21 protein-coding genes are annotated in these 25,506 nt (G+C 61.5%); 8 read left to right on the top strand and 13 right to left on the bottom strand.

Translation table 11 applies throughout. The features are described 5' to 3' along the window. Position 1: 1 nt before the first annotated feature. Together H5J25_RS02410 and H5J25_RS02405 are read right to left on the bottom strand one after the other, a co-directional pair. Positions 2-1,387, bottom strand: coding sequence for an acyl-CoA dehydrogenase family protein (locus H5J25_RS02410; protein ID WP_225883295.1), 1,386 nt, complete (start codon positions 1,385-1,387; stop codon positions 2-4). Continuing rightward, a complete protein-coding gene (locus H5J25_RS02405; RefSeq protein ID WP_263973970.1) occupies positions 1,290-2,015 on the bottom strand; it encodes an enoyl-CoA hydratase/isomerase family protein in 726 nt (241 codons plus the stop codon). Before H5J25_RS02405 ends, H5J25_RS02410 begins: the two co-directional genes overlap by 98 nt. A gap of 335 nt (positions 2,016-2,350) precedes the next feature. Between H5J25_RS02405 and H5J25_RS02400 the strand changes: the two genes are divergently transcribed. Continuing rightward, positions 2,351-2,944: a MarR family winged helix-turn-helix transcriptional regulator gene (locus H5J25_RS02400; protein ID WP_202094407.1), complete on the top strand. Its 594-nt coding sequence runs from the start codon at positions 2,351-2,353 to the stop codon at positions 2,942-2,944. Between the two features lie 161 nt (positions 2,945-3,105). Here the strand turns inward: H5J25_RS02400 and H5J25_RS02395 are convergent, their stop codons facing one another. Beyond that, the gene (locus H5J25_RS02395; RefSeq protein ID WP_202094404.1) at positions 3,106-3,903 is read right to left on the bottom strand and encodes an enoyl-CoA hydratase/isomerase family protein; all 798 of its coding nucleotides are present in this window, start codon (positions 3,901-3,903) and stop codon (positions 3,106-3,108) included. 101 nt (positions 3,904-4,004) lie between these two features. On the opposite strand from H5J25_RS02395, the gene H5J25_RS02390 reads away from it, so the two are divergent. From H5J25_RS02390 to H5J25_RS02380, 3 genes are read left to right on the top strand one after another with little or no spacing between them, the layout of a single operon-like run. Next, positions 4,005-4,301, top strand: a complete 297-nt coding sequence (locus tag H5J25_RS02390; protein ID WP_202094402.1) for a YciI family protein — start codon at positions 4,005-4,007, stop codon at positions 4,299-4,301. After that, positions 4,283-5,317: an MDR family NADP-dependent oxidoreductase gene (locus H5J25_RS02385; protein WP_202094400.1), complete on the top strand. Its 1,035-nt coding sequence runs from the start codon at positions 4,283-4,285 to the stop codon at positions 5,315-5,317. The genes H5J25_RS02390 and H5J25_RS02385 overlap by 19 nt, the downstream gene beginning before the upstream one ends. A gap of 12 nt (positions 5,318-5,329) precedes the next feature. After that, complete coding sequence (locus tag H5J25_RS02380) at positions 5,330-6,184, top strand: MaoC/PaaZ C-terminal domain-containing protein (RefSeq protein ID WP_202094399.1); 855 nt, start codon at positions 5,330-5,332, stop codon at positions 6,182-6,184. Positions 6,185-6,328: 144 nt separating this feature from the next. Here H5J25_RS02380 and H5J25_RS02375 read toward each other — a convergent pair whose 3' ends face one another. The 7 genes from H5J25_RS02375 to H5J25_RS02350 all read right to left on the bottom strand — a co-directional run bounded on the left by H5J25_RS02375 (position 6,329) and on the right by H5J25_RS02350 (position 13,987). Next, entirely contained in the window at positions 6,329-7,918 is a 1,590-nt protein-coding gene (locus tag H5J25_RS02375; protein WP_202094397.1) for a class I adenylate-forming enzyme family protein, read from the bottom strand. After that, a complete protein-coding gene (locus H5J25_RS02370) occupies positions 7,915-8,670 on the bottom strand; it encodes a 2-oxo acid dehydrogenase subunit E2 (protein WP_202094392.1) in 756 nt (251 codons plus the stop codon). Before H5J25_RS02370 ends, H5J25_RS02375 begins: the two co-directional genes overlap by 4 nt. Continuing rightward, complete coding sequence (locus H5J25_RS02365; protein ID WP_202094390.1) at positions 8,670-8,900, bottom strand: biotin/lipoyl-containing protein; 231 nt, start codon at positions 8,898-8,900, stop codon at positions 8,670-8,672. The genes H5J25_RS02370 and H5J25_RS02365 overlap by 1 nt, the downstream gene beginning before the upstream one ends. A gap of 15 nt (positions 8,901-8,915) precedes the next feature. Further along, the gene (locus tag H5J25_RS02360; protein WP_202094388.1) at positions 8,916-9,818 is read right to left on the bottom strand and encodes an SDR family oxidoreductase; all 903 of its coding nucleotides are present in this window, start codon (positions 9,816-9,818) and stop codon (positions 8,916-8,918) included. Positions 9,819-10,029: 211 nt separating this feature from the next. Further along, a complete protein-coding gene (locus tag H5J25_RS02355) occupies positions 10,030-10,803 on the bottom strand; it encodes an enoyl-CoA hydratase-related protein (protein ID WP_225883294.1) in 774 nt (257 codons plus the stop codon). Then, complete coding sequence (locus H5J25_RS20485) at positions 10,800-12,224, bottom strand: FAD-dependent oxidoreductase (protein ID WP_225883293.1); 1,425 nt, start codon at positions 12,222-12,224, stop codon at positions 10,800-10,802. Before H5J25_RS20485 ends, H5J25_RS02355 begins: the two co-directional genes overlap by 4 nt. Before the next feature lie 365 nt (positions 12,225-12,589). Further along, positions 12,590-13,987 (bottom strand): aromatic ring-hydroxylating oxygenase subunit alpha, encoded by a 1,398-nt coding sequence (locus H5J25_RS02350; protein ID WP_202094384.1) that lies wholly within the window; start codon positions 13,985-13,987, stop codon positions 12,590-12,592. 246 nt (positions 13,988-14,233) lie between these two features. Between H5J25_RS02350 and H5J25_RS02345 the strand changes: the two genes are divergently transcribed. Beyond that, the gene (locus H5J25_RS02345; protein WP_225883292.1) at positions 14,234-14,953 is read left to right on the top strand and encodes a hypothetical protein; all 720 of its coding nucleotides are present in this window, start codon (positions 14,234-14,236) and stop codon (positions 14,951-14,953) included. A 4-nt stretch (positions 14,954-14,957) separates the two neighbouring features. Here the strand turns inward: H5J25_RS02345 and H5J25_RS02340 are convergent, their stop codons facing one another. Together H5J25_RS02340 and H5J25_RS02335 are read right to left on the bottom strand one after the other, a co-directional pair. Then, on the bottom strand, positions 14,958-15,254 hold the full coding sequence (locus H5J25_RS02340; protein ID WP_202094379.1) for a Rieske (2Fe-2S) protein: 297 nt from the start codon (positions 15,252-15,254) through the stop codon (positions 14,958-14,960). 81 nt (positions 15,255-15,335) lie between these two features. Then, complete coding sequence (locus tag H5J25_RS02335; protein WP_202094372.1) at positions 15,336-16,178, bottom strand: SDR family NAD(P)-dependent oxidoreductase; 843 nt, start codon at positions 16,176-16,178, stop codon at positions 15,336-15,338. 81 nt (positions 16,179-16,259) lie between these two features. Between H5J25_RS02335 and H5J25_RS02330 the strand changes: the two genes are divergently transcribed. After that, a complete protein-coding gene (locus tag H5J25_RS02330) occupies positions 16,260-17,366 on the top strand; it encodes a Gfo/Idh/MocA family protein (RefSeq protein ID WP_202094365.1) in 1,107 nt (368 codons plus the stop codon). Beyond that, on the top strand, positions 17,359-18,681 hold the full coding sequence (locus H5J25_RS02325) for a hypothetical protein (RefSeq protein ID WP_202094363.1): 1,323 nt from the start codon (positions 17,359-17,361) through the stop codon (positions 18,679-18,681). The genes H5J25_RS02330 and H5J25_RS02325 overlap by 8 nt, the downstream gene beginning before the upstream one ends. Positions 18,682-19,041: 360 nt before the next feature. Here the strand turns inward: H5J25_RS02325 and H5J25_RS02320 are convergent, their stop codons facing one another. Then, positions 19,042-21,363 carry a TonB-dependent receptor gene (locus H5J25_RS02320; protein WP_202094361.1) on the bottom strand — a complete coding sequence of 774 codons (2,322 nt, stop codon included), beginning with the start codon at positions 21,361-21,363 and terminating at the stop codon, positions 19,042-19,044. Positions 21,364-22,113: 750 nt separating this feature from the next. Between H5J25_RS02320 and H5J25_RS02315 the strand changes: the two genes are divergently transcribed. Further along, the gene (locus H5J25_RS02315; protein WP_202094359.1) at positions 22,114-25,101 is read left to right on the top strand and encodes a TonB-dependent receptor domain-containing protein; all 2,988 of its coding nucleotides are present in this window, start codon (positions 22,114-22,116) and stop codon (positions 25,099-25,101) included. The last annotated feature ends 405 nt before the right edge of the window (positions 25,102-25,506 follow it).

Genomic DNA, 25,506 nt, shown 5'->3' with positions numbered 1-25,506 from the left:
CTCAATAGGATTTGGGCAAGCCGAGCTGCCGCTCGGCGATGAAGCTCAAGATCAACTGTTCGGTGATCGGCGCGATGCGCAGCAGGATGGATTCGCGGAACAGCCGTTCGACCTGATACTCCGTCGAATAGCCCATACCGCCGTGCGTCATCACGGCGCGCGTGCAGGCGTCGAATGCGGCCCGACCACCCAGGAACTTACCGGCATTGGCCTCCGCGCCACACGGCAGGCCGTTATCGTAGAGATAGGCGGCGCGCATGATCATCCAGTAGGCGCTCTCGAGGTAGATCCAGTTCTCTGCGAGCGGATGCTGGATGCCTTGATTCTGCCCGATCAGTCGCCCGAACACACTACGATCGCCAGCGTAGCGCGCGGCTCGCGCCAGTGCGCCGCGCCCGAGGCCGACCGCCTCGATACCGACCAGCACCCGCTCGGGGTTCAGGCTGTGCATGATATAGTGAAAGCCCTTGCCTTCCTCGCCGATGCGATCGGCATCAGGCACGAAATAATCGTCGATGAAGGTGGCATTCGAGTCGACGGCATTGCGGCCCATCTTGTCGATTCGACGCACCTCGACCTGATCGCGATCGAGATCGGTGTAGAACAGCGTCATACCGTCGGTGGGCTTGCGGCACTCCTCCTTGGGCGTGGTGCGCGTCAGCAAGAGGATCTTGTTCGCGACCTGCCCCGAGGACGTCCAGATCTTGCGCCCGGTCACGCGGTAGCCGCCATCCACCTTGGTCGCGAAGGTCTTGATGCTGGTGGTGTCCAGCCCGGCGTCCGGTTCGGTCACGCCAAAACATGCCTTGTCCACGCCGGCAATCAGCGGCCGCAGCATGCGATCCTTCTGCTCAGCGGTTCCATTGACCACGACCGCATGAGGCCCGAAGATGTTCAGGTGGATCGTCGAAGCGGCAGAATAGCCGCCTGCGCTGGCCGCCACCTCGTGCATCATGATAGCCGCCTCGGTGACGCCGAGATTCGCGCCACCCAGATCCTCCGGCATCGTAATGCCGAGCCAGCCGGCATCGGCCATCGCTTTGTGGAATTCGAAGGGAAAGGCCTTTTCCTGGTCTTTCTTCGACCAATATTCGTCGCCGAACTGGTCGCAGACCCGCTTCACGCCGTCGCGGATCGCCTCCTGCTCTTCGGACAACCTGATGTCCAACATTCTCTCCATCGGTACCGCGGCACGATGCCGCATGTTTTTATTCGTTCGCTTGCTTACTATCTTCCGATCGGTCGCGCAACCGGCACGATGTGCCGCCACAAACCCCGCACCAATCGCATCACTCTCGAGTCGAGGGGAAAACCGCGCGCCGCTTGTCCATGAATGCGCGTACGCCCTCCTCGAAATCGGGCTCGGCCACCGAATCCGCGATCGCATCGCGTTCCGCCGAGAGCTGCTCGCTTGCAGTGTGCGCCAGCGACTCGCGCAACAGCGCCCGTGCGCGGCGAACCGCGCCGCGCGGAGCCGCAGCAATGCGCCGCGCGATCGAAAAAGCTTCCTGCTGCAATACGTCAGCCGGCACGATCCGGCTGACGATCCTGATCCTCAGCGCCTCCGCCGCATCGATCGTCGCCGCCGTCAGCGCGAGTTCCGACGCCTTGCGCACGCCGACGATGCGAGGAAGCAGATAGGTCAGCCCGCCGTCAGGTGGCAGACCCAGGCGCTGATGCGGGAAGACAAAGCGCGCACCCGGCTCCGCCAGCGCGATATCGGCGCCCAACGGATAGGCCACGGCCGCCCCGGCCACAGCACCCTGACAAGCGACGATCACCGGACATTGCAAGGCGAGATAAGCCTCCATCTGCGATCGGGCACGGTCCATTCGCGCAAAATAATCCGTGCGTCGCACCTCTGGCGAATGATCGATCGTTTCGGCGAACCCTTTGACGTCGCCCCCCGCGCAAAAGGAGGCACCTTCGCCACGGATCAGCAAGACCCGAACATCGGCCCGCGCGCCGATCTGACGAAACAGCGCATCGAGCTGGGGAATGGCCGCGCTTGGCAACGCATTGCCAAGCTCCGGGCGGTTCAGGCTTATCGTCAGTACGCCTTCGGAAACCGAGACGCCAAACCCCTCATATTCGATTATATCGTCGGCCTTGACACCCAACGCCGTTCCTTTCTTTGAGGATGGTATGTAGGCTTACTATTTCAAAGCCGCTGCGTGTCAATGCCTGCAGCTTGATCCATGTTTCGGACTCGAACGAAAATCATAACTAAAGGGCTGACGAAATATCGGTAATACGAGGTGTTTGCCGTTATCGGCTCAATCAGAATGTGATTTAAACGGTAGGCCGCGGTGCGCGGCGGATTGCCTCTCAATCGAGGCTGTCATATCAAGTGGCTCGTCAAAGTAGTGAGCGCGCAAACATGGATACCAAAGTTACGTTAAGTGTCGAAGATGGAGAAGCTGAGCCGGTCCGGCGCCCGTCCGCAAAACAATTCCGCTTCGGATACCTCATCCACGACGTTTCACGACTGCGCCGCATCATTATGGATGATATTATGCGGCCGTACGGCATCACTCGCTCGCAATGGGCGATGCTGAGTGCACTGTCCCGCAGCGGCAATATGGGCATGACCCAGGTCGACCTCGCGCGCCTGCTCGAGATAGGCAAGGTGACCGCCGGCGGCCTGCTGGAGCGCATGGAGACGACCGGGCATATCGAGCGCCGGGCGGACAGTAGCGATGGACGCGCACGACGGGTATTCATCACCGAACAGGGCTATGAGACGATCCGGTTGATGATCGCTGTCGCCTCGAAAGCGAACAAACGCATTATGCGCGGCGTTTCGGCCGAGGAAGCGAAGATCGCCGAGAAGGTCATGTTCAAGATAAAGCTCAATCTCAAGGATATCCACGAGGAAGCCGCGCTGAACGGAAAAACCGAGGAATTCGGTAGTCTGCTGAAATCCGCGGAGGACGATCTGTAGGCGATCCCGGAACCGCAAGCGCACCGAACCTGCTAAACCGCTATGCCGATCCAAAACACTGAGGCGACAGCATAAGCGCCGACGTCTGTTTTTCGCGGCATTGCGCCGAACCGCTCCGTCAATGCGCTGCCGAACGCTTGCCGCGCGGGACGGCCCCTCCCCTAGCGCCCGGTAAATCCGGGCCGTCGCTTCTCCAGGAACGCGGTAACGCCCTCGCGATAATCGTCGGTATGGCGCGACAGTCCTTCATAGGCGACCCCCGCCTCGAACACCGATGTGAGCAACTGCTTCAGCGCGATGTTGGTCGTCACCTTCGTGTAGCGGATTGCCGTCTGCGCGCCCCGCGCCATCCGGTCGGTATATTTCGCGACCGCGTCATCCAGTGCATCCGGCGCAACCGCAAAGGCGATCAATCCTAATCGCTCGGCCTCGCTAGCCTCGATGGCGTCGCCGGTCAGCAGGTAATGGCGGGCCTTGCCGAAGCCAATCAACTGCGGCCAGATCAGCGCACCTCCGTCCCCCGCCACCAGTCCCACCTTGACGTGCGGATCGGCGAAACGCGCGCCTTCTGCCGCGAATACCACATCGCACAACAGCGCGATGGTCGCGCCGAAGCCCATCGCATCGCCATTGACCTTGGCGATCACGGGCTTGGGGCAATCCAGCAGCGAGTGGACGATGCGCTTCATCGTGCGCGCTTCAATGACGAACGGCGAAAGACCCTCGCGGAGTTCGTCGGCCAGCCAGTTCATATCTCCGCCGGCACAGAAAACCGACCCTGCGCCGGTCAGCACGATCACATCGCTGTCGGGATCGTCGGCAGCATCGTCGAAGACGCGCGCCATTTCCTCGTGCAACTCGTGCGTAACGGCATTCGCCTTGTCCGGCAGGTCGATCGCGATCGTCAGCACACGGCCGGTCCGCTCGATTTTCAGCGCCTTGTAGCGTGACTGATCCATCTCATCTCCCCTTCAGGCGTCGAAAGCACCTTCCCACGAAACACTCTTATTGGTACGCTGGCTTACCATCAAGCTGAATCGCTTGCGACGCGGAGAGTATCATGCCCTATTTCCTGATCCTTGCGCCAGACCGCCCCGGCGCGCTCGATCTCAGAATTGCGCATCGGCAGGACCATCTGGATTATTGGGCGGCCCGGCGGGACGTCGTGAAGGTGGCCGGCGCGATGCTCGACGAGGACCGGCCATGCGGCAGCAGTTTCCTGATCGAAACGTCCGATCTGGCAGCGGCACAGGCGTTGATCGCAGGCGACCCGTTCACGGCGGCGGGGATCTTCGCCGGCACGGAGCAGATCGTGGCAATTCGCCCGGCGATCGGTGAATGGCTGCCCACGCCGTGATTCCCAAATATACCATTCCCGGCAAAAACCGCCGCGTCGTGCTCGGACGCCGGCCCGATGGCGTGCCGTTGGCTACGGACTTCGATATCGTCAGCGATGCCGTGCCGGTGATCAGCGACGGCCAGTTCCTGGTGCGCAACCTCTATCTGTCGGCCGATCCGGTACAGCGCGGCTGGGCGGCCAACCCGGCGGTCATGGCTCTGGGCGCGCCGATGCGTGCCCTTTCCGTGGGCGTCGTACAGGAGAGTCGCGAGGCGACCATCAAGCCCGGCGACCTCGTCTATGGCTTTCTCGGCTGGCAGGATTTCGCTGCCGCGACGCGCGATGATCTTCTTTCGCACGTGCCCATCCCCCGCGCAGCAGCCTCATCCTATGCGGGGGTACTGGGCATGCCGGGCGTTACGGCCTGGCTCGCCCTTGCCGATCTTGCACCACCCGGACCGGACGATACCGTCTTGGTGTCCACCTCGGCGGGCGCAGTCGGCAGCGTCGTCGGGCAGATCGCCCGCGCGCAGGGCAGCCGCGTTATCGGCCTGACCGGCAGCGACGAAAAGGTCGCACGATGCACGTCGCGCTACGGCTACCACGCGGCGTTCAACTACAAGAGTATCGATCTCCCGACAGTTCTTGCCGCCGCCGCGCCGACAGGGTTCTCGATCTATTTCGACAATACAGGCGGTTGGATCGCGGACCATGCGATCCGTGCGATGGCGAAGCACGGCCGCATCATCCAATGCGGCACGGCCGCCACGGCCAACTGGTCACCCCCGCCCGCTGGCTGGCGTCCCGAGCGCGAAATCCTCACACGCGTGCTGACATGGAGCGGCTTCTACATCTTCGATCACGTCGCACGTTTCGGCGCCGCGATCGATGCGCTGTCCGACCTGATCGACGACGGCGCGCTCGCTTATGACGAAGATATCGAACCCGGTTTCGACCAGATTACAGGGGCGCTCGAAACCCTCTTTGCCGGCACGAACAGCGGCAAGAAGCTGATTTTCATCGGCGACGCCTGACGGAGTTTTATTATGGATGTTGAAGCGCTGCGCACGATGCACATCGATGCGATCGAACAAGAATATGGTAAGCGCGAGACGATATTGTACGCGCTGGGCCTAGGCTATGGTTCCGACCCACTGGATGCGTCCGAACTACCCTTCGTTTACGAAGGCGGTTTGCGGAGCGTGCCGTCCTACGTCAACCTCCTGTGCCACCCGGGTTTCTGGGCGCAACGACCGGAATTCGGCATCGACTGGGTCAAGATCCTGCATGCCGAACAGGATTTTACGATCCACCAGCCGCTGCCGCCCACAAGTCGCATGCGCGGGGAATACAGGGTCGCGGCATTGGAGGATAAGGGCGCAGGCCGCGGCGCGCTGCTCCATCAGGAAAAGGCATTGTACGACAGCGCGTCCGGCGCGCATGTCGCCACCGTCCGATCCACGCTGTTCCTGCGCGGGAATGGCGGAGAAGGCGGGTTCGGCACCCCGCCGGCAGCCGCGGGGCTGTTACCCGATCGCGCGCCCGATCGTTCGGTGTCGATCCCGACGCTGCCGCGCCAGGCGTTGATCTACCGCCTGAGCGGCGACTGGAACCCGTTGCACGCCGATCCCGCCATCGCCGCCAAGGCGGGGTTTGCGGCGCCGATCCTGCATGGTCTCTGCACCAACGGTATCGCCTGCCGCGCGGTCCTCGCGTCATATTGCGACAATGATCCGGCGCGATTGACTGGTATGTTCACGCGGTTCTCAAAGCCTGTGATGCCAGGCGAAACGATCCGGATCGACTTCTTCGAAGAAGCGGCCGGCTTAGTGATGTTCCGCGCGGTCGTCGAAGAGCGTGACGAGATCGTTCTCGATCGATGCTCGGCACGATACGCCTGATAATAAGACGTCTGAGGCGCTCCGGTCCGTGCCGAGCCGGTGCCGCCGCACCGGCCGGCGGCGCCGGGTTGCGAACCGACCCCGCCCGACTGGCGTGATCCGTCGCGTCGTTCAGCTGTCAGCTGCAACCGCTCCCGGCAAGGATCAATCGCGCGTCTTTTCGGCGAACGTCGCCCGCAGCGCCCCGCGCTGTACCTTTCCCGTCGCGGTGCGTGGCAGCACGATGTCCAACTCGATCCGTCGCGGAATTTTATAGGCCGCGAGATGCCCCCGTGCGAATGCGATCAGCGCGTCCGCCGTGACGGAATGGTTCGGTCGCACTTCGACCGCCGCCGTCACCCCCTCACCCCACTTGTCGTGAGGCAGGCCGAAGACCGCGCAATCCAGCACCGCAGGATGCTCACGCAGCGCCGCTTCCACTTCGGCGGGATAGACATTTTCGCCACCCGACACGATCATGTCCTTGATCCGGTCGGTCAGATAAAGAAAGCCGTCTTCGTCGATTCGCCCGCCATCGCCGGATCGGTACCAGCCGTCGACCAGCGCCTCGGCCGTTGCCTCCGGACGCTGCCAATAGCCCGCAGTGACGCTTGGGCCCCTGATCCAGATTTCGCCGGGAGTGTCGACCGCCACCGGTTCGGCGTCGGGGCTACGGATCTCGATCGTGAAACCGGGCATCGGTCGTCCGACGGAGCGCAACAGATGCGGACGTCGCGTATCGTGATAGGTCGGACCGAGAATGGTGACGCTGCCGCCAAGCTCGGTCATGCCGTAATATTGCAGAAACCGGCAACCCAGTGTGTCGACCGATCGGTCGAGCAAGTGCGGGTCCATCGCCGCCGCACCATAATGGATACCGCGCAGGCTCGATCGCTCGAGCCCGCGGGCCTGCATCTCGTCGATCAAAGCCCGCACCAGCGTCGGCACCATGAACGATCGCGTCGCCCCATGTTCGATGATCGCGTTCAGGATTGCCGGGGGTGAAGGATCGGCGGTGATGATCAGCGGCAACCCGCGCACGAACGCGGTAAGCGCCCAGGACATTCCGCCGATGTGGAAATTCGGTAGTGGCGAGAACAGCGTTTCGTCGTCCCGCCAGTCGTCGAAGTGACCACTTTCGCGTTCGGCCTGCCGCTGCGCCGCAATCGCGAACTGGGTGGTTAGAACGCCCTTGGGCCGGCCGGTGGTACCGCTGGTGTACAGTTGCAACGCCGTGGCATCGGCCTGCATCGGATGGCGTTCCGCAGGCTGGGTCCTCTCGAGGCGTACGCGCAGATTGTCAGCGCCGGCGTCGTCATCGACCAGCAGAATCGGCACAGCCTCGCTCGCCGCCTGGACGATCGACACAAATTCGGCGTCGACGATAATCAGCTTCGATCCGCTATCGTCGAGGACGTGACGGGTCTCGATCGCCGTATTGCGCCAATTAACGGGTACCAGCACCACGCCGGCACGCATCGCCCCGAACAACACCGGGAAATACAGGTCGCTGTTCTTGCCGTGATAAGCGATCCGGTCGCCGGGACCGATGCCATAGTCGCGCAGCACCGTCACGAAAGCGTCGCAGGCCCGGTCGAGTTCGGCATAGGTCCAGCGTCGAGAACCGCAGACGATCGCCAGCGCTCCCGGCGCACGCGCGGCGTGATGGCTGGGATAATCTCCGGGTAGCATCAGGTTGGTCAGGTCCAGCGCCGGCGCAGTGGACCGGGCGCGTTTCGTGACCATCTCGCTCATCCGAACAGCGCGGGATTGGCCATCGCCGCGCCCACCGACCGGACGAAACGTGCGGCGTCCGCGCCGTTGATGACGCGGTGGTCGTAGCTGAGCGACAGCGGTAGCATCTTACGCCATTCTATTCCGCCGTCGATCCCCGGGCCAGGCCGCTGCTGGATTGCCAGTGCACCCAACACCGCAACTTCCGGCGCGTTGATGATCGGCGTGAAGGCCGTGCCGCCGATATGGCCAAGCGACGACAGCGTCATGCTACCCCCCGACATCTCCGACATAGGCAATCCCCGGTTGCGGGCCTTCTCTGCCGTGGCAGCCAGTTCTCCCGCAATTTCCACCAGAGACTTGCCATCGACGCCCTTCAGCACGGGCACCAGCAGCCCCTTGGGCGTATCCACCGCCACGCCGATATTGATATAGCGCTTCTGCACGATGGTCTTGCCGTCGGCGCCTAGCGAACTGTTGAACTTGGGATGTTCGGCGAGCGCGCGTGCCATGCCACACACGACCAATGCGACCGGCGTGACTTTGGATGACGGATTGGCGGCATTCCAGGCGATACGGCGCGCTTCGACTTCGGTGACGTCGACCTCGTCATGATGCGTGACATGGGGAATCGTGACCCAGTTACGCCCGAGGAACGCGCCGGTCAGCTGCTGGATCTTCGACAGGGCTGCGACCTCGACGTCGCCGAATTCGGCGAAGTCGGCATCCGGGATCGGGGCCAGTCCTGCCAGGATCGACGGGACATCACGCATCACCCGATCTCGCCGATGACCGTACCGACTTCATATGTCTCGCCCGCCTGCTTGAGGATTTTCAGCGTGCCGGAGGCGGGCGCTTCGACCTCGTTGGTCGATTTATCGCTCTCCAGCGCGAACAGGGGTTCGCCGGCGGTTACTTGCGCGCCGTCCGCCACCATCCACTCGACAAGTTCACCCTCGTTCATCGAGAAGCCCAGTTTGGGCAGCAATACTTCGGTAGCCATTTTCGTCCCCAGTTCTTACGGGTTGAGCCAAGTGTTGCGATCGATCCCGGCATTGGGGCGCGCGAACCCTGCGATGCGCTTCACGCCCTCGCCGATTTCGGTCGGGTCCCGGCTCGCTTCCATCTGCGGCCCATGCTGCCAGCTTTCGATCACCGAATAACCATAGCCCCAGGTTTCGAAAATCCGGCCGGAGATGCTTTTCGATTCCGGGCTGGCGAGCCAGGCGACCATCGCCGCGATCCATTCCGGGTCGCGCCGCGCCATGCGTTCTTCGCTCTGGCCTTCGCTAAGGCCGGCGGTCATGCGCGTTTCGGCGCGTGGTGCGATTGCGTTGACCGTGACGCCGATCCGTCCCAGTTCGCGTGCGGCGAGCTGCGTCAGCGTGGCGATCCCGCCCTTTGCCGAAGCGTAGTTCGCCTGACCGATGTTGGCGAACAGCGCGGAGTGCGACGTAGTGTTGATGATGCGCGCATCGACCGGCCGTCCCGCCTTCGATTCCAGCCGCCAGTAATTGGCGGCGTGGTGGATCGGTGCGAACGTGCCCTTCAGATGCACCTTCACCACGGTATCCCATTCGTCTTCGGTCATGTTGACGAGCATGCGATCGCGCAGGATGCCGGCATTATTGACCAGCACGTCGAGCCGACCGAACGTGTCGACGGCCTGCTGCACCATCTCCTGCGCAGCATTCCAGTTCGAGACGTCGGACGTGTTGACGACCGCCTGCCCCCCCATCGCCTCGATCGCAGCGACAACCTCCTGCGCCGGAGTCTGATCGACACCTTCACCCGACGAGGACGACCCAAGATCGTTGATCACCAACTTCGCGCCATGTTCCGCGAGCTTCAGCGCGTGCGCGCGGCCCAGACCGCGTCCGGCACCAGTAACGATCGCGACGCGACCTTCCAACAGACTCATTCTCATTCCTCTCGTTCGTCGGCGTCGGTGCGAAGGCTCGGGAAGCATTCCGCACCGCGTGGATCTGATCTTCATCGACGTAAGCACACACCCATCATCCGCTGCGCCAGATCAGATCGCGGCTAGATTGTTGCTGCTTACGCCGTCGGCGATTCCATATATATCTCGCACAAATTTAGTACGCCAGCAAACCTTGTTTGCGTCTTTTGGGTCACTGATTTCTCCATCGAGGAGGACGGCGATCTGCGAACGCGCGCTTCCCCTCCTCAGCATCATCGCTGGCCAACACTGCGGATGCGAGCGGATGATTCGCGGGATCGAGCGCCGCCGCGAGCGGCATATCGAGCCCCGCATACGCCGCCTGCTTGCTGCATCGCACTGCGATCGGCGCGCAGGCGACGATCTGCCCGGCCCAACGCCGCGCCGCGTCGATGAGAAGTTCGGCGGGTGCCACATCGTTGATCAGACCAAGCGCAAGCGCCTCTTCCGCGTCGATGGTACGCCCCGTCAGGATCATGCCCATCGCCTGCTTGATACCGATTGCGCGCGGGAGCCGCTGTATGCCGCCGCCAAGCGCAGCCCAGCCGACTTTCGGTTCGGGAAGCGCGAACCGCGCGGTGTCGCTCGCCACGATCAGGTCGCAGGCCAGTGCCATTTCGAACCCGCCGCCCATCGCCGGGCCATTGACCGCGGCGATCAGCGGGACCGGAAAATCCGTGCGTCGCGTCAAACCGCCGAAACCGCTGGCGGGGAGGTCCATCACCCCCGTATCAAGATTGTCGAGCAGATCGTAACCGGCACAGAATACCGGCCCCTCACCCGTCAAAATAACCACGCGCAGCGTAGGATCGGCCGCCAACCGATCCCAATGTTCCGCCAGTTCGTGATGCGCGGCCGGATGCAGCGCGTTGCGCCGTTCAGCCCGTCGCAGCGTTACCGTGGCAATGCCGTCCGCGACATCGACGCTGGCGAAACCGCCGCTCAAGCGTCGATCAACGCGGCCTGGCGCGCGGCGATCGCCGCATTCTGCCCCGCCTTGCGTCCCAGGATGACCGCCGGCCCGATGCTGAGCCCACCGCCGGCGTAGCGCCGTCCGTGAATGACACCCAGCACCTCGCCCGCAGCGTACAAGCCGGGAATGGTCCGCCCCTCTCCGTCGAGCACCCTGCATTCGCGATCCACGTCCAGCCCGGCACCGGTCACGCCGATAATCGCCGCGCGCACTTCGACCGCATAGAAAGGGGCGTTGGCCACGGGGAACAACTTCTTGGCCTTCTTGAAGTATTGCCGATCAATGCCCTCGGCGATGTCTTCGTTGTAACGCCGCGCGGTCTCGGCGAGAGCCACGCCGTCGACGCCACATTGCTCGCCCAATGCCTCCAGAGCTGGCGCGCTGAACACCTTTCCTTCGGTGAGCCGCGAGCGGATCGTGCGTTCTTCCCAGGTCGGTGTCGCCAGCCCGGAATTGTAGGGATCGAGGTAGCTGACGTCGTTGCTCGCCTCGATCAGCGTCGGTTCGTCGAAAATGGCATAGGCATGCGCATTGGTCTGTTCGTTGATCAGATAGCCGCAGATCGTATAAGCCGCGACCTCCGGGACGAAGCGCCGCCCCTCTTCATTGACCAGCATCACCCAAGGGGGCAGAAATGCCTCGACAAATTTGCCGACACCCGATGTCGGCAGCACCAGCCCGGTGTCGTGACCGACGATCGCGGCCCCGACCTGCTCGCCCATCGTAAGTCCATCGCCCAGGATGAACGGAGCGGGATCATGCACCGCCCAGGTCCATTCGCCATGCTGTGCCGCACTCGGGAAGTGCTTCTCTCGCATCGTCGCGCTGTTGCCAAAGCCACCGGTGGTGACGATGATCACCGGTGCGCGCAGGTCCATGCCCCCCGCCCGCACGCCGACGACGCGACCGTCCTCGACCAGCAGGCGCTCGACCCGCGTGTCCAGCGCAGTTTCGATACCGAGTGCGCCGGCCTTGTTGATCAGCGCATCGGCGATGCCGCCGCCCGCGCCCTCGCTCGAATGCCCGCGCGCAACGCTCTCGACGCCCGACTTGACGAGGAATTGGGGCGGGAAGCGCGTGCCCAGCCCGCGCAACCACTCAATCGTCGGCCCGCTCTCATCGCAAATGATGCGAAAGATGTCAGGTTTTACCGCCCATTGATTGACCGCCATGACATATTCGAACATCGCGTCAGCGGTATCATCGGCGATTCCCGCCTCGCGTTGCACCGAGGTATTGGCGGCGTAGAACACGCCTGCCGACAGCGCAGTCGCGCCGCCCAACTTGGTATCCGCCTCCAGCACGATGCAGGACGCGCCGGCCTCCGTCGCCTCGATGGCCGCCGACAGCCCTGCGCCGCCACCGCCCACTATGATTACATCGAAGTCCGCCATGCTCGCTCTCCGCCTGCCCCGGCAATCCGGGTGCTTTCAATGACACCGATATGATACGCCTACGTACTATATTTGCAAGGCCGTCTGTAGCGTTGTCCAGCGCAAGCTTTCGGTGAGACGGCCAATACCGTGCTTACGTGGAAGACAAGATGCCGCGCCGGGATAGTCGGCTTCGGCGCTCGATTGATGGCGGGGCAGCATGCGCGGCGATTCGTGAACGCTCAACGCAGCCAATCCCTCAGCGCCTTCGTGCAGAACGAATGACGATCGCGAGAATAGATGGGTCGTGGCGCAGTCGCCGCCGGCACAGGCAACAGTGGCGCTGCACGATTGGCCGGATCATGCAGCGCCAGCGTATCCTTATGTCAAACGCCGACCATCTTTGCCAAACGGGCATGAAGTGCCTTCAAGCGGCACTCCTGATAGGTGCCGAAATATACGTACTTGCTGTCGGGCGATCCGGTTTCGCAACCCTTCTGGATCAGGGGCACGTTCGACATATCCTGGTCGAATACCTCGTCGAACAGGCCGAAGCCCGCATTCTGGCTGCGGAACGTCTCGTCGAAGTCAATTTCGACGACCGGAGACTTGGGCGGCCTTTCTCCGTTCGCTGGCATCGGCAGAAGGAATCGCACTTCGAAGATGCATTCGGCCGGATCATCGCCATAAGGCATGAACTGATACCAGAGCGGCGCGCCCTCCCCCAGCCACGGGAAGAAGTTGGGAAACATGTAATATTGCGCAGCATCGAGCATCCAGGCGTCGGACGCGTCGGAGCTGTCTCGCCCCGTCATCGCGTTCAACACGCGGCGACGATGCTCTGCGCCATAAGCGCGGTCGATCGTTTCCACCTGCTCGAAGTTGGGCAGTTCCATGCCCGGAGGCGTGACCGCGTGGATAAGGTCGATCACCGCCTGACGTACGGACGCATCCTCGCCCAGTTCCGGGCTCGGCACGCCCGATGGTGTGATCGAACGGCTGATTTGGGCGTCGTCATCCTCCCAGATGTCGTATTGCGAGTTGCTGTCGCCGTTGAAAGACTGCGCCTGGCTGTGCGTTTCGCTCAGATGCCAGCCTTCCAGGAATGCTTCGGCCGCAAGCTTCCAATTGCCGCGCACCTTCTTGCGCACATGGACCGCGGTCCATCGGTCGGCGAACTCGTAATCCTTGAAGTGATCGACCAGGATGCCGAGTGCCGGCTCCAGTGGGCCCGCGTTGAGATCGGGATTGATGAAGATGTTGCCTCCCCAGACCGCGCATTGCGCCTCTGGCAGACGGAATTTCTCGTCCGTCACCTCCGGGAAGTCCCAGCGGCCCGGCAACTCCTTGATGCTGCCATCGGCGTTCCACGTCCAACCGTGAAACGGACAGCGGATGACCGGGCCTGCGCCCTCGCCGGCACATAGGCGGGTGCCGCGATGCAGGCAGCTGTTGTACAGCGCTTTGACGCTGTTTTCAGCCGTTCGAACGATGATGAACGATTTGTTGCCGACGTTGTAGACGAAGCGATCGCCGATCTCGGGAATATCCTCCTCGCGTCCGACGACCTGCCAGGTCTTCATCCAAAGGTGATCCATCTCGAGTTTGGCGAACGCGCGATCGATGTAGCGGCTGCGCGGCACGGGGCCGCCGTCGACGATGAACTCGCCGGTGGCGGCGAACGCGGGGTGCGGCACACGCGTATCCGTTTTCAGCAGGTCCGAGTAGAGCGGGCTGACCGATGTGACGGCACCCTTCTGAATCGCGGTAACGTCGATCTTCACACTCTCTCTCCTTCGCAAGGCTACGCTTCGAGGCGTTTGCAGCTCACCGGTTCCCATGCGCTTACCGCACGATTCCAACGTTGCGACATTGACATAATGAACCTGTATCTAGTACGCAAGCGCACGTTTATTGTTGGGCGCTGCTGACAGGATTGGGTGGATTGGAAATTGACACATCGCCTGCATCCGATCCGAAAGTGACGATCGCCCCTATGCAGCGGCTCACAGTCCGCGCGGTTTCGGTCGGTGCTGGACACGCGCGCAGAGAAACGACAGCCGGAGATTTTGCTCCTCCCTGTTCGTACTCCGCCCAACCATGATGCAGGTGTTGCAACCATGAATTGTCTTTTGCTCTATTACAGCTTCACCGGTGAAGCGAAGCGCGCGGCAGAGGCGGCGGTGAGCGCTTGCCGCTCCCTTGGGGTGACGCCGACACTCTGTGCGATCGATTTCGCGGAACCGGGCGAGGCCCCGCACCGCCCCTTCGATATCGCTGCCGCGAAATTCTGGGCGGATGCGGCGCAGCAAGGCAAGACCTTCGCCATGCGCTACGATCCACCGGAGGCGATCACCGGAGATTATGATCTCGTTTTTCTCTTTAGCAACACATGGGGCGGAATGCCGGCGGTGCCGGTGCGGTCTTTCATGGAATCTGACGCCGCAGCGATTTTGGACGGACGCGCATTCGGCGTGATCGCCGTCTGCCGCCGCCTTTGGGAAAAGAATACGGCCGAGGTTCGGCGTCTCGGCGAGGCGCGTGGCGGACGCTTTGTCGGTCAGGACGGGCTGATCCATTTCGGCAGCCAGATCGGCAGCCTTATCCAGACCGTGACATACCTGTTCCGCACCGACTCTGGGCGGCGGCGGCTGTTTGGCATCCCACTTCCCCGCTACGGACTGTCGGACGCATCGCTCGCCCGCGTGCCGGCCATCGTACGTACTATGATAGAAGCGGCGCGGCGATAGCCGCTCAGTCGAGGTCGATCATCACCTCGCCGTCCTGCTCGACGCACCGATAGATTCTTAACGGTCGATCCGTGAGTTGCGGTGACCGCGACGTCCCGGTATCCAGATCGAACATGGCCCCATGCCACGGGCACATCACCAGTACGCCGCGTACCCGCGCGCCCTCCAGCGACTTGTTCTGGTGCGGGCATGTGCCCCGCGTGGCATGTAGTCCGGCGGCGGTCCGGCATAACAGTATCTGGGTCCCGTCAACATCGACGACCGCAGACCGGCCGACCGCGATCGATGGTATCGGGAGCATTATCTGCGGCACCGGTTGCTCCCGATCCATCGTCTCGCGCTCGCCCGACCCATCAGCGACGCCGGGCGTCTTGGCATAGGATCATGCGTCTACCGCGGCGTACATCTGGGCAAAGGCACCATCCAGTTCCGCATCGCTCAGCGTCCGCGCCATGCCGATCAACTGCTCCGCGCCCGCACCGACGATATACCGCGCTTTCGGCTGCGCATCGTCGAGCGCGGCACCCACCGATTCCGCTACCTCATCCGCGCTCGACGCGCCTTGCACATAAGCCTCGGCCGACAACATCTTGAACTGGCGGTACAGCGCGCCGTAGCGCTCCGATTCCTCCGCCGACAAACCGGCGATCCGACTATCGATCGAAGCGAGTTGCTCTTCCATCATCGGCGTCTTGATACCGCCCGGCTCGATCATGCTGATCTTCACGCCCTGCGGCGCAGCCTCCCGGCGCATCACGTCGCCAAGCCCCTCCAGCGCGAACTTGGATGCGGCGTAAGGGCCGATGAACGGCATAGCCGCCTTGCCTGCCATCGACGTGATGTAGACAAGCCGCCCCTGACTAGCGCGCAAAGCCGGCATCGCCGCCTGGTAGATTGCTGCCGCCGACAGCAGGTTGATGTCCATCGTTCGGCGGTAAACATCGAGCGGCGTCGTTTCCGACGGGCCGTACGGTGAGACGGCCACGCACACCACGATGGCGTCGATCCCCGACGCCAACGCCGGCTGAAGCCCGGCCACCACCGAATCAGGATGCGACAGATCTAGGCGATGCGTTGCGACAGAGGTGCCGTGCACCGCTGCTACTTTCGAAGCCTCGGCATCGTTCAACACCGTCGCAGAAACCGCATCACCAGCGGCGATGCGCTGTCTTACGACGGCCGAACCGACCCCGCCGGCGCCGCCGACGACCAATATCCTTGCCATCCACTCCAACCTTTTGCATTAAGTTAGCCAGCATACTACATCAGCGCGATGTGCGCTTCAACAGTGTAGAACGGAGAGCGTATGGCCAAGGCAATCGGCGTCGGCATCATTGGAATTCAACCGGATCGTAGCTGGGGCGCCATCGCACATGTCCCGGCCCTGCGACTGTTGCCCGATCAGTATCGCATCGAAGCGGTCTCCACGACCCGCATCGAAAGCGCGCGCGCGGCCGCCGAGCATTACGACATTCCGCGACATTTCGCCTCGGTTGAGGATCTGTGCGCGTGCGACGCGGTCGATCTGGTTGCGGTCACCGTCAAGGTGCCGGCCCATCTCGCCTTGGTCCGCACGGCACTGGCCGCCGGGAAACACGTCTATTGCGAATGGCCGCTCGGCAACGGATTGGACGAAGCGATCGAGATGGCGGACGCGGCGAGAGCAGCCGGTGTCGTCGCAACATGCGGCATGCAGGCGCGGTTCGCGCCCGAACTGGCCTATGCCCGCGATCTGATCGCCGACGGTTATGTCGGGGAGGTGCTATCCGCCACGCTGATCGGCAATGGCGGCGTCTGGGGTCCGGTCGTCCCACCGGCGGACGCCTATAACGCCGACGTGACGAACGGCGCGACGATGCTGACGATCCCGCTCGGCCACACGTTGGACGGCGTTGCGCAGATCCTTGGCGATCTGGTCCAGGTCAGCGCACGACTGGGCAATCGCCGTACCGAGCAGCTCGTGCTGGGCGAGAACCGCACCGTGCCACTGACGGCACCGGACCAGATCATGCTGCACGGCGTGCTGAAGGGCGGCGCCTTGCTGTCGGTCCATTATCGCGGTGGGATGCCCGCCGGGACGGGTTTTCTGCTCGAGATCAACGGCACCGCCGGAGACCTGCAGATCAGTGGACCCGTGGGGCATGCACAGCTCGCCGACCTGCAGATCAGCGGCGCACGATCGGGAGAAGCACTCGCACCGCTTTCGGTTCCGGCAAAGTATAGCGGCGATGCAGATCTGCCCGCCGTTATCGGCAATGTCTATCGCAGCTACCGCCAGCTTGCGAACGACATCGCGACCGGATCGCGTCTCGCGCCTTCCTTCGATGCGGCGGTCGCACGTCACCGCATGATCGCGGCGATTGAAGCCTCGGCGGCGGCCGGAGGGCGATCGATCGACATCACCGATGGATGATTCCATCGAGAGCGAGCCACCAAGGCTCGCCACAGGGCGCGAACTCGGCGTTGATTTCCCGACGTCGATTGCCGCCTTGCTGGACGGGGGACCAGCTTTCCTGACCACCGCGTTCCACGCAAGCGGAGCACTGGCGCACGACAATGCGGTCGCCGCCATAAATGCCGCGACCGAATTCTTTGGTGGCGGCATGGGCCGGAAACTGCTTCTCGACGTGGAATATACGCGCAGCGACGCAAGCCTTCACCAGCACCTGTTCGTGAAGTTCCCACGCGATTTCGGCGATCCCCTACGCGAACTCTTCACGCCCATCATGGCACCCGAAGTGCATTTCGCGCTGCTGTCGCGACGCGAGAATTTTCCGATCGACGTCGCGAAATGCTATTTCGCGGATTATGATGCGGCGATCCCCGCCGGATTGCTGATCACTGAGCGTATCGCGTTTGGCGAAGGCGATATCGAGTCCGCGCTCGACAAATGCCTTGATTACGAACTCGACGATCCGCTGCCATATTACCGGGAACTGGCGCGCGCGATGGGCACGCTCGCGGGGCGGCACAAAGCGGGCGCGCTAGGCGATCTGGAGAAGAACTTTCCCTATGTACCGACCGAGGATCATGGCAGCCGCATCCCGTTCGGCCGCGATGCTTTGCCGGGCAAGATCGCGGCGCTGCGCGAATTCGCGCGACGCAACCCGACCCTGCTGCAGGACGGGCTCGGCGATCCCGCATTCCTCGACCGCCTCGCCCAGGAGGCCGAAATCGCGATAGGGCTGGAAGACGCAATCCGGGACGAACTCGCGCGCGACCGGGACTACGTCGCGCTCTGCCACTGGAACATGAACATCGATAATGCCTGGTTCCGGCAGGATGGGGATGGTCTCAAGGCAGGATTGCTCGACTGGGGCAGCGTCGGCCAGATGAACTTGGCCCAAGCCTTTTTCGGGATGGTCTGTTCGGCCGAGATCGACTTCGTCAATCTTCACCGGGCTGAACTCCTGCACCTGCTGGTCGATACCTATCGATCGACCGGCGGTCCGGCGATCGATGTCGCGCGGCTCGACGATCTGGTGCAATTGTCCACCGCGCTTCTTGGGCTGGCCTGGATTATCGATGCGCCAACGGTCATCGCCCAGCATTGCCCCGAATATGCGCAGGCGGCGGACCGCAGGGATCCGATCATCCGCGATCACTTTCTGGCGCGCGCGCAGTTGCAGATCCTCAACAACTTTCTGAACGCGTGGCGAACGGACGGCATCGGCGACACTCTGCGCCGGTTCGCCTCGGCGCGAACTGAACGGGCGGAGACATCATGACCGATTGCCGCTCGCCAGCCCTCTGACCGACTTCTTCATCGTCATGCGCTACGCCGATAGCAGTATGATAAACGCCGACCCGGTGACGTCCCCAAAGAAGACTTTTTCTGTCATGGGCAGGCGTATTCGGCGGTTGTAGCCGAGTTCCACCGCCGCCGTGAGGACGCCGGCTCGCGCGCCGATTTTAGTGCTCGATAACACGCCCGAATATGGCAAGTTCCGGGCAGTGGACGACAAGATCGTCCCGACCTCTCGTTCGCGTGGCGAATGTCGACACGCGTAAACGGCTGATCCCCGCGACGACCGGGCTTTCAAAAAAGGGGGTGCAGTCACTCTCGCGACCGCACCCCTTCCCCCCTTTTAGAACTTCTTTGCGAGCTTCACGCCCCAGGTGCGCGGCATGCCCGGGACGGTCCAGCCGCCGGTCTGTTGCCGTGCAAACTGGGTGTTGTACTTGTCGTCCAGAAGATTGTCGCCGAAGACGCTGAGCGAGAAATCGTCAGCGGTGATAAAAGTGATCGCCCCGGATACCAGGTCTTTCGACGGCTCGATGCCGAAGGTCGCATCAGGACCATAGAAGTACCTGCCCGTATGGTTCCACAATGCGTTGAAGCGCAACTTGGCACCGTTCGGCAACTCGGCCGTGTAACTGCCGCGCACATAGGTCGTCAGCTTGGGCGCCTGGGGCAACGGCCTGCCGCTCTGGTCCTTGGTGATAAGCGAATAGCCCAGGCATGCCCCGTCATCCGCGGGATTCGGCGTCGCGGTCGCTGCCGTGCACGCTGCCGTGCCCGAGGCAGGTACGAATGACTGGCCAGCCGCGAAGTTCTTGAACTTGGTGTCGAGGTAGCTGAATCCGGCACCGAGATTCAGCGCGCTGGTCGGTGCCCATTCCGTATCGGCTTCCACCCCCTTGATCGTCGCATTCGCCGCGTTGAAAACGCATGAACCACCACATTGCGCACTTGTTATAGTCACCTGCAAATTGCTGTAATCATAATAGAAAGCGGATCCGTTCAGACGGACGTTGCCGAATTCCGTTTTCGCGCCCAGCTCGTAGCTGTCGAGCACTTCGGGCAATATGATTGGCGAACGGGCGAAATCGGGCGAATTGATACCGCCGGATTTGAATCCGCGGCTGAAGCTGGCGTAGAAAAGCAGATCGCGCGAGGGCTTTACGTTGATGCTAACTCTCGGCGTGAGCTTGTCGAACTTCGCTTCGCGCGGTCCGAAGGGCGTGCCGAATGCCGAAACGTTTACTCCGGCCTGCGGAATGATGATCCGCAGGTCCTGAGAGTTCTGGGTCTTGCGTTCGCTGGTATAACGAAGGCCCACCGTCAGCCCCAACCAATCGAGGAAATCGTAGGTGGCCTCTCCATAAGGCGCATAGGATTCGATATCGAAGTCGCTCAGGGCGTTCAGTCGGGGCTGAGTACGAACGTTTCCGTTGACCGCCGTAAACGGTCCACCCAGTTGCTGGTTGATCGCGATACCGGAGACGCTGAAATTGCTTCCTGATTTCTCTTTGTAGTAAAACAACCCGAATACGTATTTCAGCTTTTTCGTGTTGTCCGAGACGAGCTGGAATTCCTGCGAATAGGATTTGGTGTTTTCGCCGTCGGTAAGTGCATGCTGAAAAGGAATATTGGCAGTATCCAGATCCGCCAGGCCGGTGAATTTATAATAGCGATAGGTGGTGATCGACGACACCGTACCGATCCCGGTCGTCAGATCGGCCCGCAACGCTGCGCCGGCATCACGCGTGTCGAACTTCGAACCAGGGAAATCGCCCCGCGCTGGCCCGTCCTGCCCGGAAACCAGCGTCCCGTTGCCACCTCTGCCCCCCAGGCATGCTGCAATCAGTCCGGGGCATGTGGAATCGATGCTGATGAAGGCTTGGCCTTCATGATCGAATTTGCGACCAATATCTCCGGACAATTTGATCGATAGATTGTCGGTAGCGTTCCAGAGCAATTTCCCGTTGACGTGCCATACGTTGCGACTTTGCAACCTTGGCGTCGTCGGATTGATGCTCGTGACGTATCCGTCATTGGCATCGTACATTGCGGAGATGCGCAAGGCGACGGAATCGCCGATCGGCGCATTGATGACCGCATCCGCACCGGTCCGATTGTACCGGCCATATTGAACGGAGGCATTCCCCTCCCACAAGCCCATTTTCGGATCGTTGGTGATGATGCGCACAGCACCGGCAGCCGCATTACGGCCGTACAATGTCCCCTGCGGGCCCTTCAGAACCTCGATCCGCTCGATGTCGTTGAACGCGAACGCCGCCGTCGCGGTGCGGGGCATATACGTGTCGTCCTGATAGGTAGCGACACTGGATTCGAGGCCAGGATTCGCAAATTGCGTGCCCACGCCTCGCAGAAACAGGCCTACGAAATTCGCGTTCCGGTTGACCGTCAAACCCGGCGTCAGTCTTGGCAGATCCTCTGACAGGCCGAGCCCCGCCTGGGTCAGCACCGTGCTGCTGATCGCGGTAACCGCGATAGGTACGCGCTGTAGCCTTTCAGACCTTTTTTGCGCGGTTACGACGATCTCGCTGAGGTTGCTGTCTGATGTCTCGGCTGCTGCGGGCGCATCAGCCTGTACGGTGGGGGATCCGGCGATTTGCCCGGCCGCGGGCTCTGCGGGATCGGCGGAGGTCTGGGTTTGCGCCAAAGCCGGCATCGCCCAAACCAGCGATGCTATACCTGTCAGATACAACGAACGTGCACTCTGCACCATCTCTCTCCCCGTTCCACCGGCTGTTACCGATCGAGCCGTGTATGATACGCAGGGTTACTAGTTGTCAAGGGCGTTGAGACGCTTCCTGACGAGGCTTAGATGCGAACAGCTAGACAGCCTCGGGCGTGAAGCCGAAACTATTCGGGCCCAAACCGTCCGGCGCGGTGGCAACTTTTGGGACGTGATCGGGATCGTAGACAACCCGATGGCGGCGCATCGGTCGACCGCGCCAGCCCCACCTCCACAGCACTAATTGGTGCGCCATAGTCTGCTCTCCATGGCAGCCCCCCTTGAGTTGGTATCGGCGTGCGCCGGCGCATCGACCTGCCGCACCGTCCTCACGCACTTGCGTGCCAAATGTCTATGCGAGCCCTATTTTTCGACCGGAGCACTGCTCCGGGTCCCAAGTCGGTATGATGTCTAGACGGACGCTGGAGCGAACGCTCGCTCGCCAAAAGATACGCCGAATTGACAAAACAGGTAAGCAGGCACACTATTGCCTGGCGATCTAATAAGACGCGGCAAGTCGCTCGAGTTGCAGCAGAGTATGGCGATAGGGGATGGATGATGATGGTGCGGACACTGTTATGCACAAGTGCGGCTGTATGGGTTATCGGTTGGCATTCGTCCGCATCGGCGCAAATCGGCACCCCCGGGCCGGGATCACAGAATTCACAGCCGGCCGTGAACGCTGATAGCCAGATCGCCGGCCAGCTACCTGTCGATCCGGAGCCACTGCCCGATACGGCTGACTCCGGTACGGAAAACATTATCGTAACCGGTTCGTTGATTCGCGGGTCCAGAGAGGATTCCGCAGTGCCAGTGGATGTGATCGGCGCACGCGAATTGCAGAACCAGGGATCGCCGTCCGCCCTCGACCTCATAAAGAATCTTTCCGTATCGAGCGGAGTCGTCGGCGAATCCAATCAAGGAGACTCACGCGCCAACGGTGCGGAGGGTGTCGCAAATATCAATCTTCGCGGTTTGGGGCCCGCACGAACGCTCGTTTTGCTGAACGGAAAGCGTCTGGTGAATGCTGGATTGAACATACCAGCCGTCGACGTAAACTTACTGCCGTCGGGTGCGATCGGCCGGATCGAGATTCTGAAGGACGGCGCTGCGGCGACGTACGGTTCGGACGCCATCGGGGGCGTGGTCAATTTTATCACGCGCGAGCAAGAAGGCTTTCTTGCGTCTGGATCCTATCGACATATCCGGGGGTCCGCAGGCGACTATGATGGCGCAATAAGCTTCGGTCACAGTGGCGACGGTTTTACGTTCCTGGCGGCATTCGGCTATCAACACCGCTCTACGCTAGAGAGTATCGATCGCGACTACACTACACGGCCTTACGCCGACAATCCACAGGGCGGATATACCGGAGGGGGTAGCCCCGGTAATTTCGATTTCAACGGACCAACCGGCGGATCCGCCTACCGCGCCGATCTCGGATGCACGTCGCTTGGCGGGTTTCGCAGTTTGACCGGCTCGACGACGGATCGCTGCTCTACACAGTATGGTTTATACACAAATCTGGTGAATCCGGAAAATAGGTACCAAGCTTATCTCGATGCGAAGTTCGACCTGACAGACAGCCTGAAGCTTAACCTGTCGGCGCTCTACGGTTGGAGTCGAGCGCTCTATTCGACCACCCCCAGCGTTTTGCCCACCCAGGCGCCCTCCGCGAACGCGCAGGGCGGGGGCTCGGGGATGTACGTGATTCCGACCTATTCTCCCGCGCTTCGCGACTATTGCACGACCTATGGAGCATCGGCTGGCTGCAACATCGATGCGTCGGGCCTACCTGTTTCGCCTGCCACTTCGCTTCCGGTATTATTCCGCCCGTTTCTCGTCGGCGGAAATCCGTTATTCGCGACGGACAACGACCGAGGGTCCGCCCGGGCCGGACGGGAGTCCGAGTCAGTACGGTTGACCGCCGGCCTGACGTACGACCTTGCCCCCCATATCAGCATGGATCTGGGCGGGACATATTCGCAGTACGATCGATGGGTCGACGGCAACGACAACTTTGTCGACTTACTCCAGAATGCCTTGGCGGGTTTTGGCGGACCAAATTGTGCCTATGCCACCACCGCATCGCGTGCCGTGCTAACGCCGGCTCAGATCACAGCGCTTGCTGGTAAGAACGGCTGCACATTCTTCAATCCGTTTTCGACGGGTATTCCAGGGAACACGATCACCGGGGTGTCGAATGCCAACTACGCAGGCATTAGAAATCCTGCCGGTTACGACCTCACACCGGGCGCTGGACTGATCAATGATAGCGCGACCATCGCGAACTTCTATCGGCCTACGCGGGCCCATAGTCGCACAGCGCTCTACGTCGTCGATGCTGTGATCAGTGGTAAATCCGGGCTGCAACTGCCTGGTGGCGACACCGGCTTTGCCGTCGGTGGGCAGTACCGCAAGAACACCTACAGCATCGCATACAGTGCGACACGCAGCCTCGGCGTATACCCATGTCCGGGGAGGATTTTGAATCCTGCTGCCACCTGCCAGATACAAACCGGAGGTCTCGGTTTTATCGGATCGGACTTCGATCGCGCCAGCCAAAGCGATGTCTATGCGGGATTCGTGGAACTGCAGCTCCCGATCACGTCATTCATCAACGTTCAGCTTTCGGCACGCTACGAAGATTATCGTGGTGTTATCGGTTCCACCCTGGATCCACAGGCGCGTATCAAAATCAAAATAAACGACTGGCTTTCGCTTCGCGGCGGTGCAGGAACGACTTTCCGATCACCGCCCTCCCAGTCACTGGTGGGAACACTGACGACCCTTCAAGGCATCAACGGGACGTTCCGTGCGGTCGACGTCGTCGGCAACCCTGAACTCAAACCGGAAAATGCGACCACATATAACGGCGGTGTGATCGTCGACGCCGGCGGATTAACCGCCAGCATCGATTACTGGCGATACGATTTCAAGGGGCCGCTCGAGTCTGAACCGGTACAAGGCATAGTCAATGCCGTGTTCGGCGCGTCTGGAACCGCAAACTGTAGCAATCCGGCTTTCGCCAACCTTCTGGCCCGCTTTACGTTCAGCGCTGCTGGCTGCGGTGTAGCCAATGTTCAACGCCTGCGCACATTCCTTATCAATTCGGCAGACGTGCGGACGTCCGGGGTCGATTTCCAAGCCCAGTTCAAGACTCCTGTCGGTGGAGGTAATGCCACGATCGGTGCGAACGGCTCTTATACGTTCGAGTACAAGATTGCGGACCAGACCGTTGAAGGAATCGTGGTTCAGCCCGCCTTCGATGCCGCGGGGCTTCTCAACTATCAGACTACGGCCTACCCTCTACCCAAGCTTAAGGGTCAGGCGTTTTTACAATATGAGGGCGGGATTCACGCACTTCGCCTACAGCTGAATTATATCGGAAAATACACGGATCAGCGCGGCGCTGCAATATTCGGGCCCAACACGGCGAATCTCGCCGGATCGTCGGTGACCGGCGGTAAAAATCTGGCGGCGTTCCCAACCATTGATGTCACGTATCGCGTAAATCTGCCCAGCGGAACGACCGTGGCCATCACCGGTCAGAATGTCTTTAACAGAAATCCGCCGTTTGCAAGACTCGACCAGAATTACGACCCGTTTACCGCGTCCCCGCTTGGCGCAACCGTGAAGCTCGGGGTCAGCCAGAAATTCTAATCAGGCTGCCGACCAGCAGCGATAACTTCAGAGAACGAAAGTAGCGATGCGGGACGGCAGATAAACACTGTCGTCTCCTATCCTGAAACATGGCGTACTCGGCGCCCGCCCTTCAAGCAGCCAAACAGAAAACTATGCAGCTGTGGCCATCGAGGGGGTCGGGTTACAATGCGGGTCGATCCTGCAAAGCCGCATACCTTTCACCTGCGACGCGCCTCTGCGATAACTGGCCCGGACCGCAATCGCTGAACTCCGGCGGATCCTGCGTGAACTTTGACCGATACGTGCGGAAATCCGAACTGATTATGTCTCGCTTCAGACGGCACGAGGCTCGAAGTCCATATCGCTTTTGTCGGACCTGATTAGACGCTCGACATCTCCCCATCCCTGGATGCGGTACCGTGC

Origin of the sequence: Sphingomonas aliaeris, from assembly GCF_016743815.1 — a bacterium.
Taxonomy (GTDB): domain Bacteria; phylum Pseudomonadota; class Alphaproteobacteria; order Sphingomonadales; family Sphingomonadaceae; genus Sphingomonas; species Sphingomonas aliaeris.
Note: the sequence above shows the minus strand (reverse complement) of the source record. Positions and strands in the feature narration are given on the sequence as shown.

Excerpts from the sequence above, each read along its gene's own strand:
- H5J25_RS02410 (WP_225883295.1), bottom strand. The coding sequence starts at position 1,387 with ATGCGATCGCGGATTCGGTGGCCGAGCCCGATTTCGAGGAGGGCGTAC.
- H5J25_RS02395 (WP_202094404.1), bottom strand. The coding sequence starts at position 3,903 with ATGGATCAGTCACGCTACAAGGCGCTGAAAATCGAGCGGACCGGCCGT.
- H5J25_RS02390 (WP_202094402.1), top strand. The coding sequence starts at position 4,005 with ATGCCCTATTTCCTGATCCTTGCGCCAGACCGCCCCGGCGCGCTCGAT.
- H5J25_RS02385 (WP_202094400.1), top strand. The coding sequence starts at position 4,283 with ATGGCTGCCCACGCCGTGATTCCCAAATATACCATTCCCGGCAAAAAC.
- H5J25_RS02380 (WP_202094399.1), top strand. The coding sequence starts at position 5,330 with ATGGATGTTGAAGCGCTGCGCACGATGCACATCGATGCGATCGAACAA.
- H5J25_RS02375 (WP_202094397.1), bottom strand. The coding sequence starts at position 7,918 with ATGAGCGAGATGGTCACGAAACGCGCCCGGTCCACTGCGCCGGCGCTG.
- H5J25_RS02370 (WP_202094392.1), bottom strand. The coding sequence starts at position 8,670 with ATGCGTGATGTCCCGTCGATCCTGGCAGGACTGGCCCCGATCCCGGAT.
- H5J25_RS02365 (WP_202094390.1), bottom strand. The coding sequence starts at position 8,900 with ATGGCTACCGAAGTATTGCTGCCCAAACTGGGCTTCTCGATGAACGAG.
- H5J25_RS02360 (WP_202094388.1), bottom strand. The coding sequence starts at position 9,818 with ATGAGTCTGTTGGAAGGTCGCGTCGCGATCGTTACTGGTGCCGGACGC.
- H5J25_RS20485 (WP_225883293.1), bottom strand. The coding sequence starts at position 12,224 with ATGGCGGACTTCGATGTAATCATAGTGGGCGGTGGCGGCGCAGGGCTG.
- H5J25_RS02340 (WP_202094379.1), bottom strand. The coding sequence starts at position 15,254 with ATGCTCCCGATACCATCGATCGCGGTCGGCCGGTCTGCGGTCGTCGAT.
- H5J25_RS02335 (WP_202094372.1), bottom strand. The coding sequence starts at position 16,178 with ATGGCAAGGATATTGGTCGTCGGCGGCGCCGGCGGGGTCGGTTCGGCC.
- H5J25_RS02330 (WP_202094365.1), top strand. The coding sequence starts at position 16,260 with ATGGCCAAGGCAATCGGCGTCGGCATCATTGGAATTCAACCGGATCGT.
- H5J25_RS02325 (WP_202094363.1), top strand. The coding sequence starts at position 17,359 with ATGGATGATTCCATCGAGAGCGAGCCACCAAGGCTCGCCACAGGGCGC.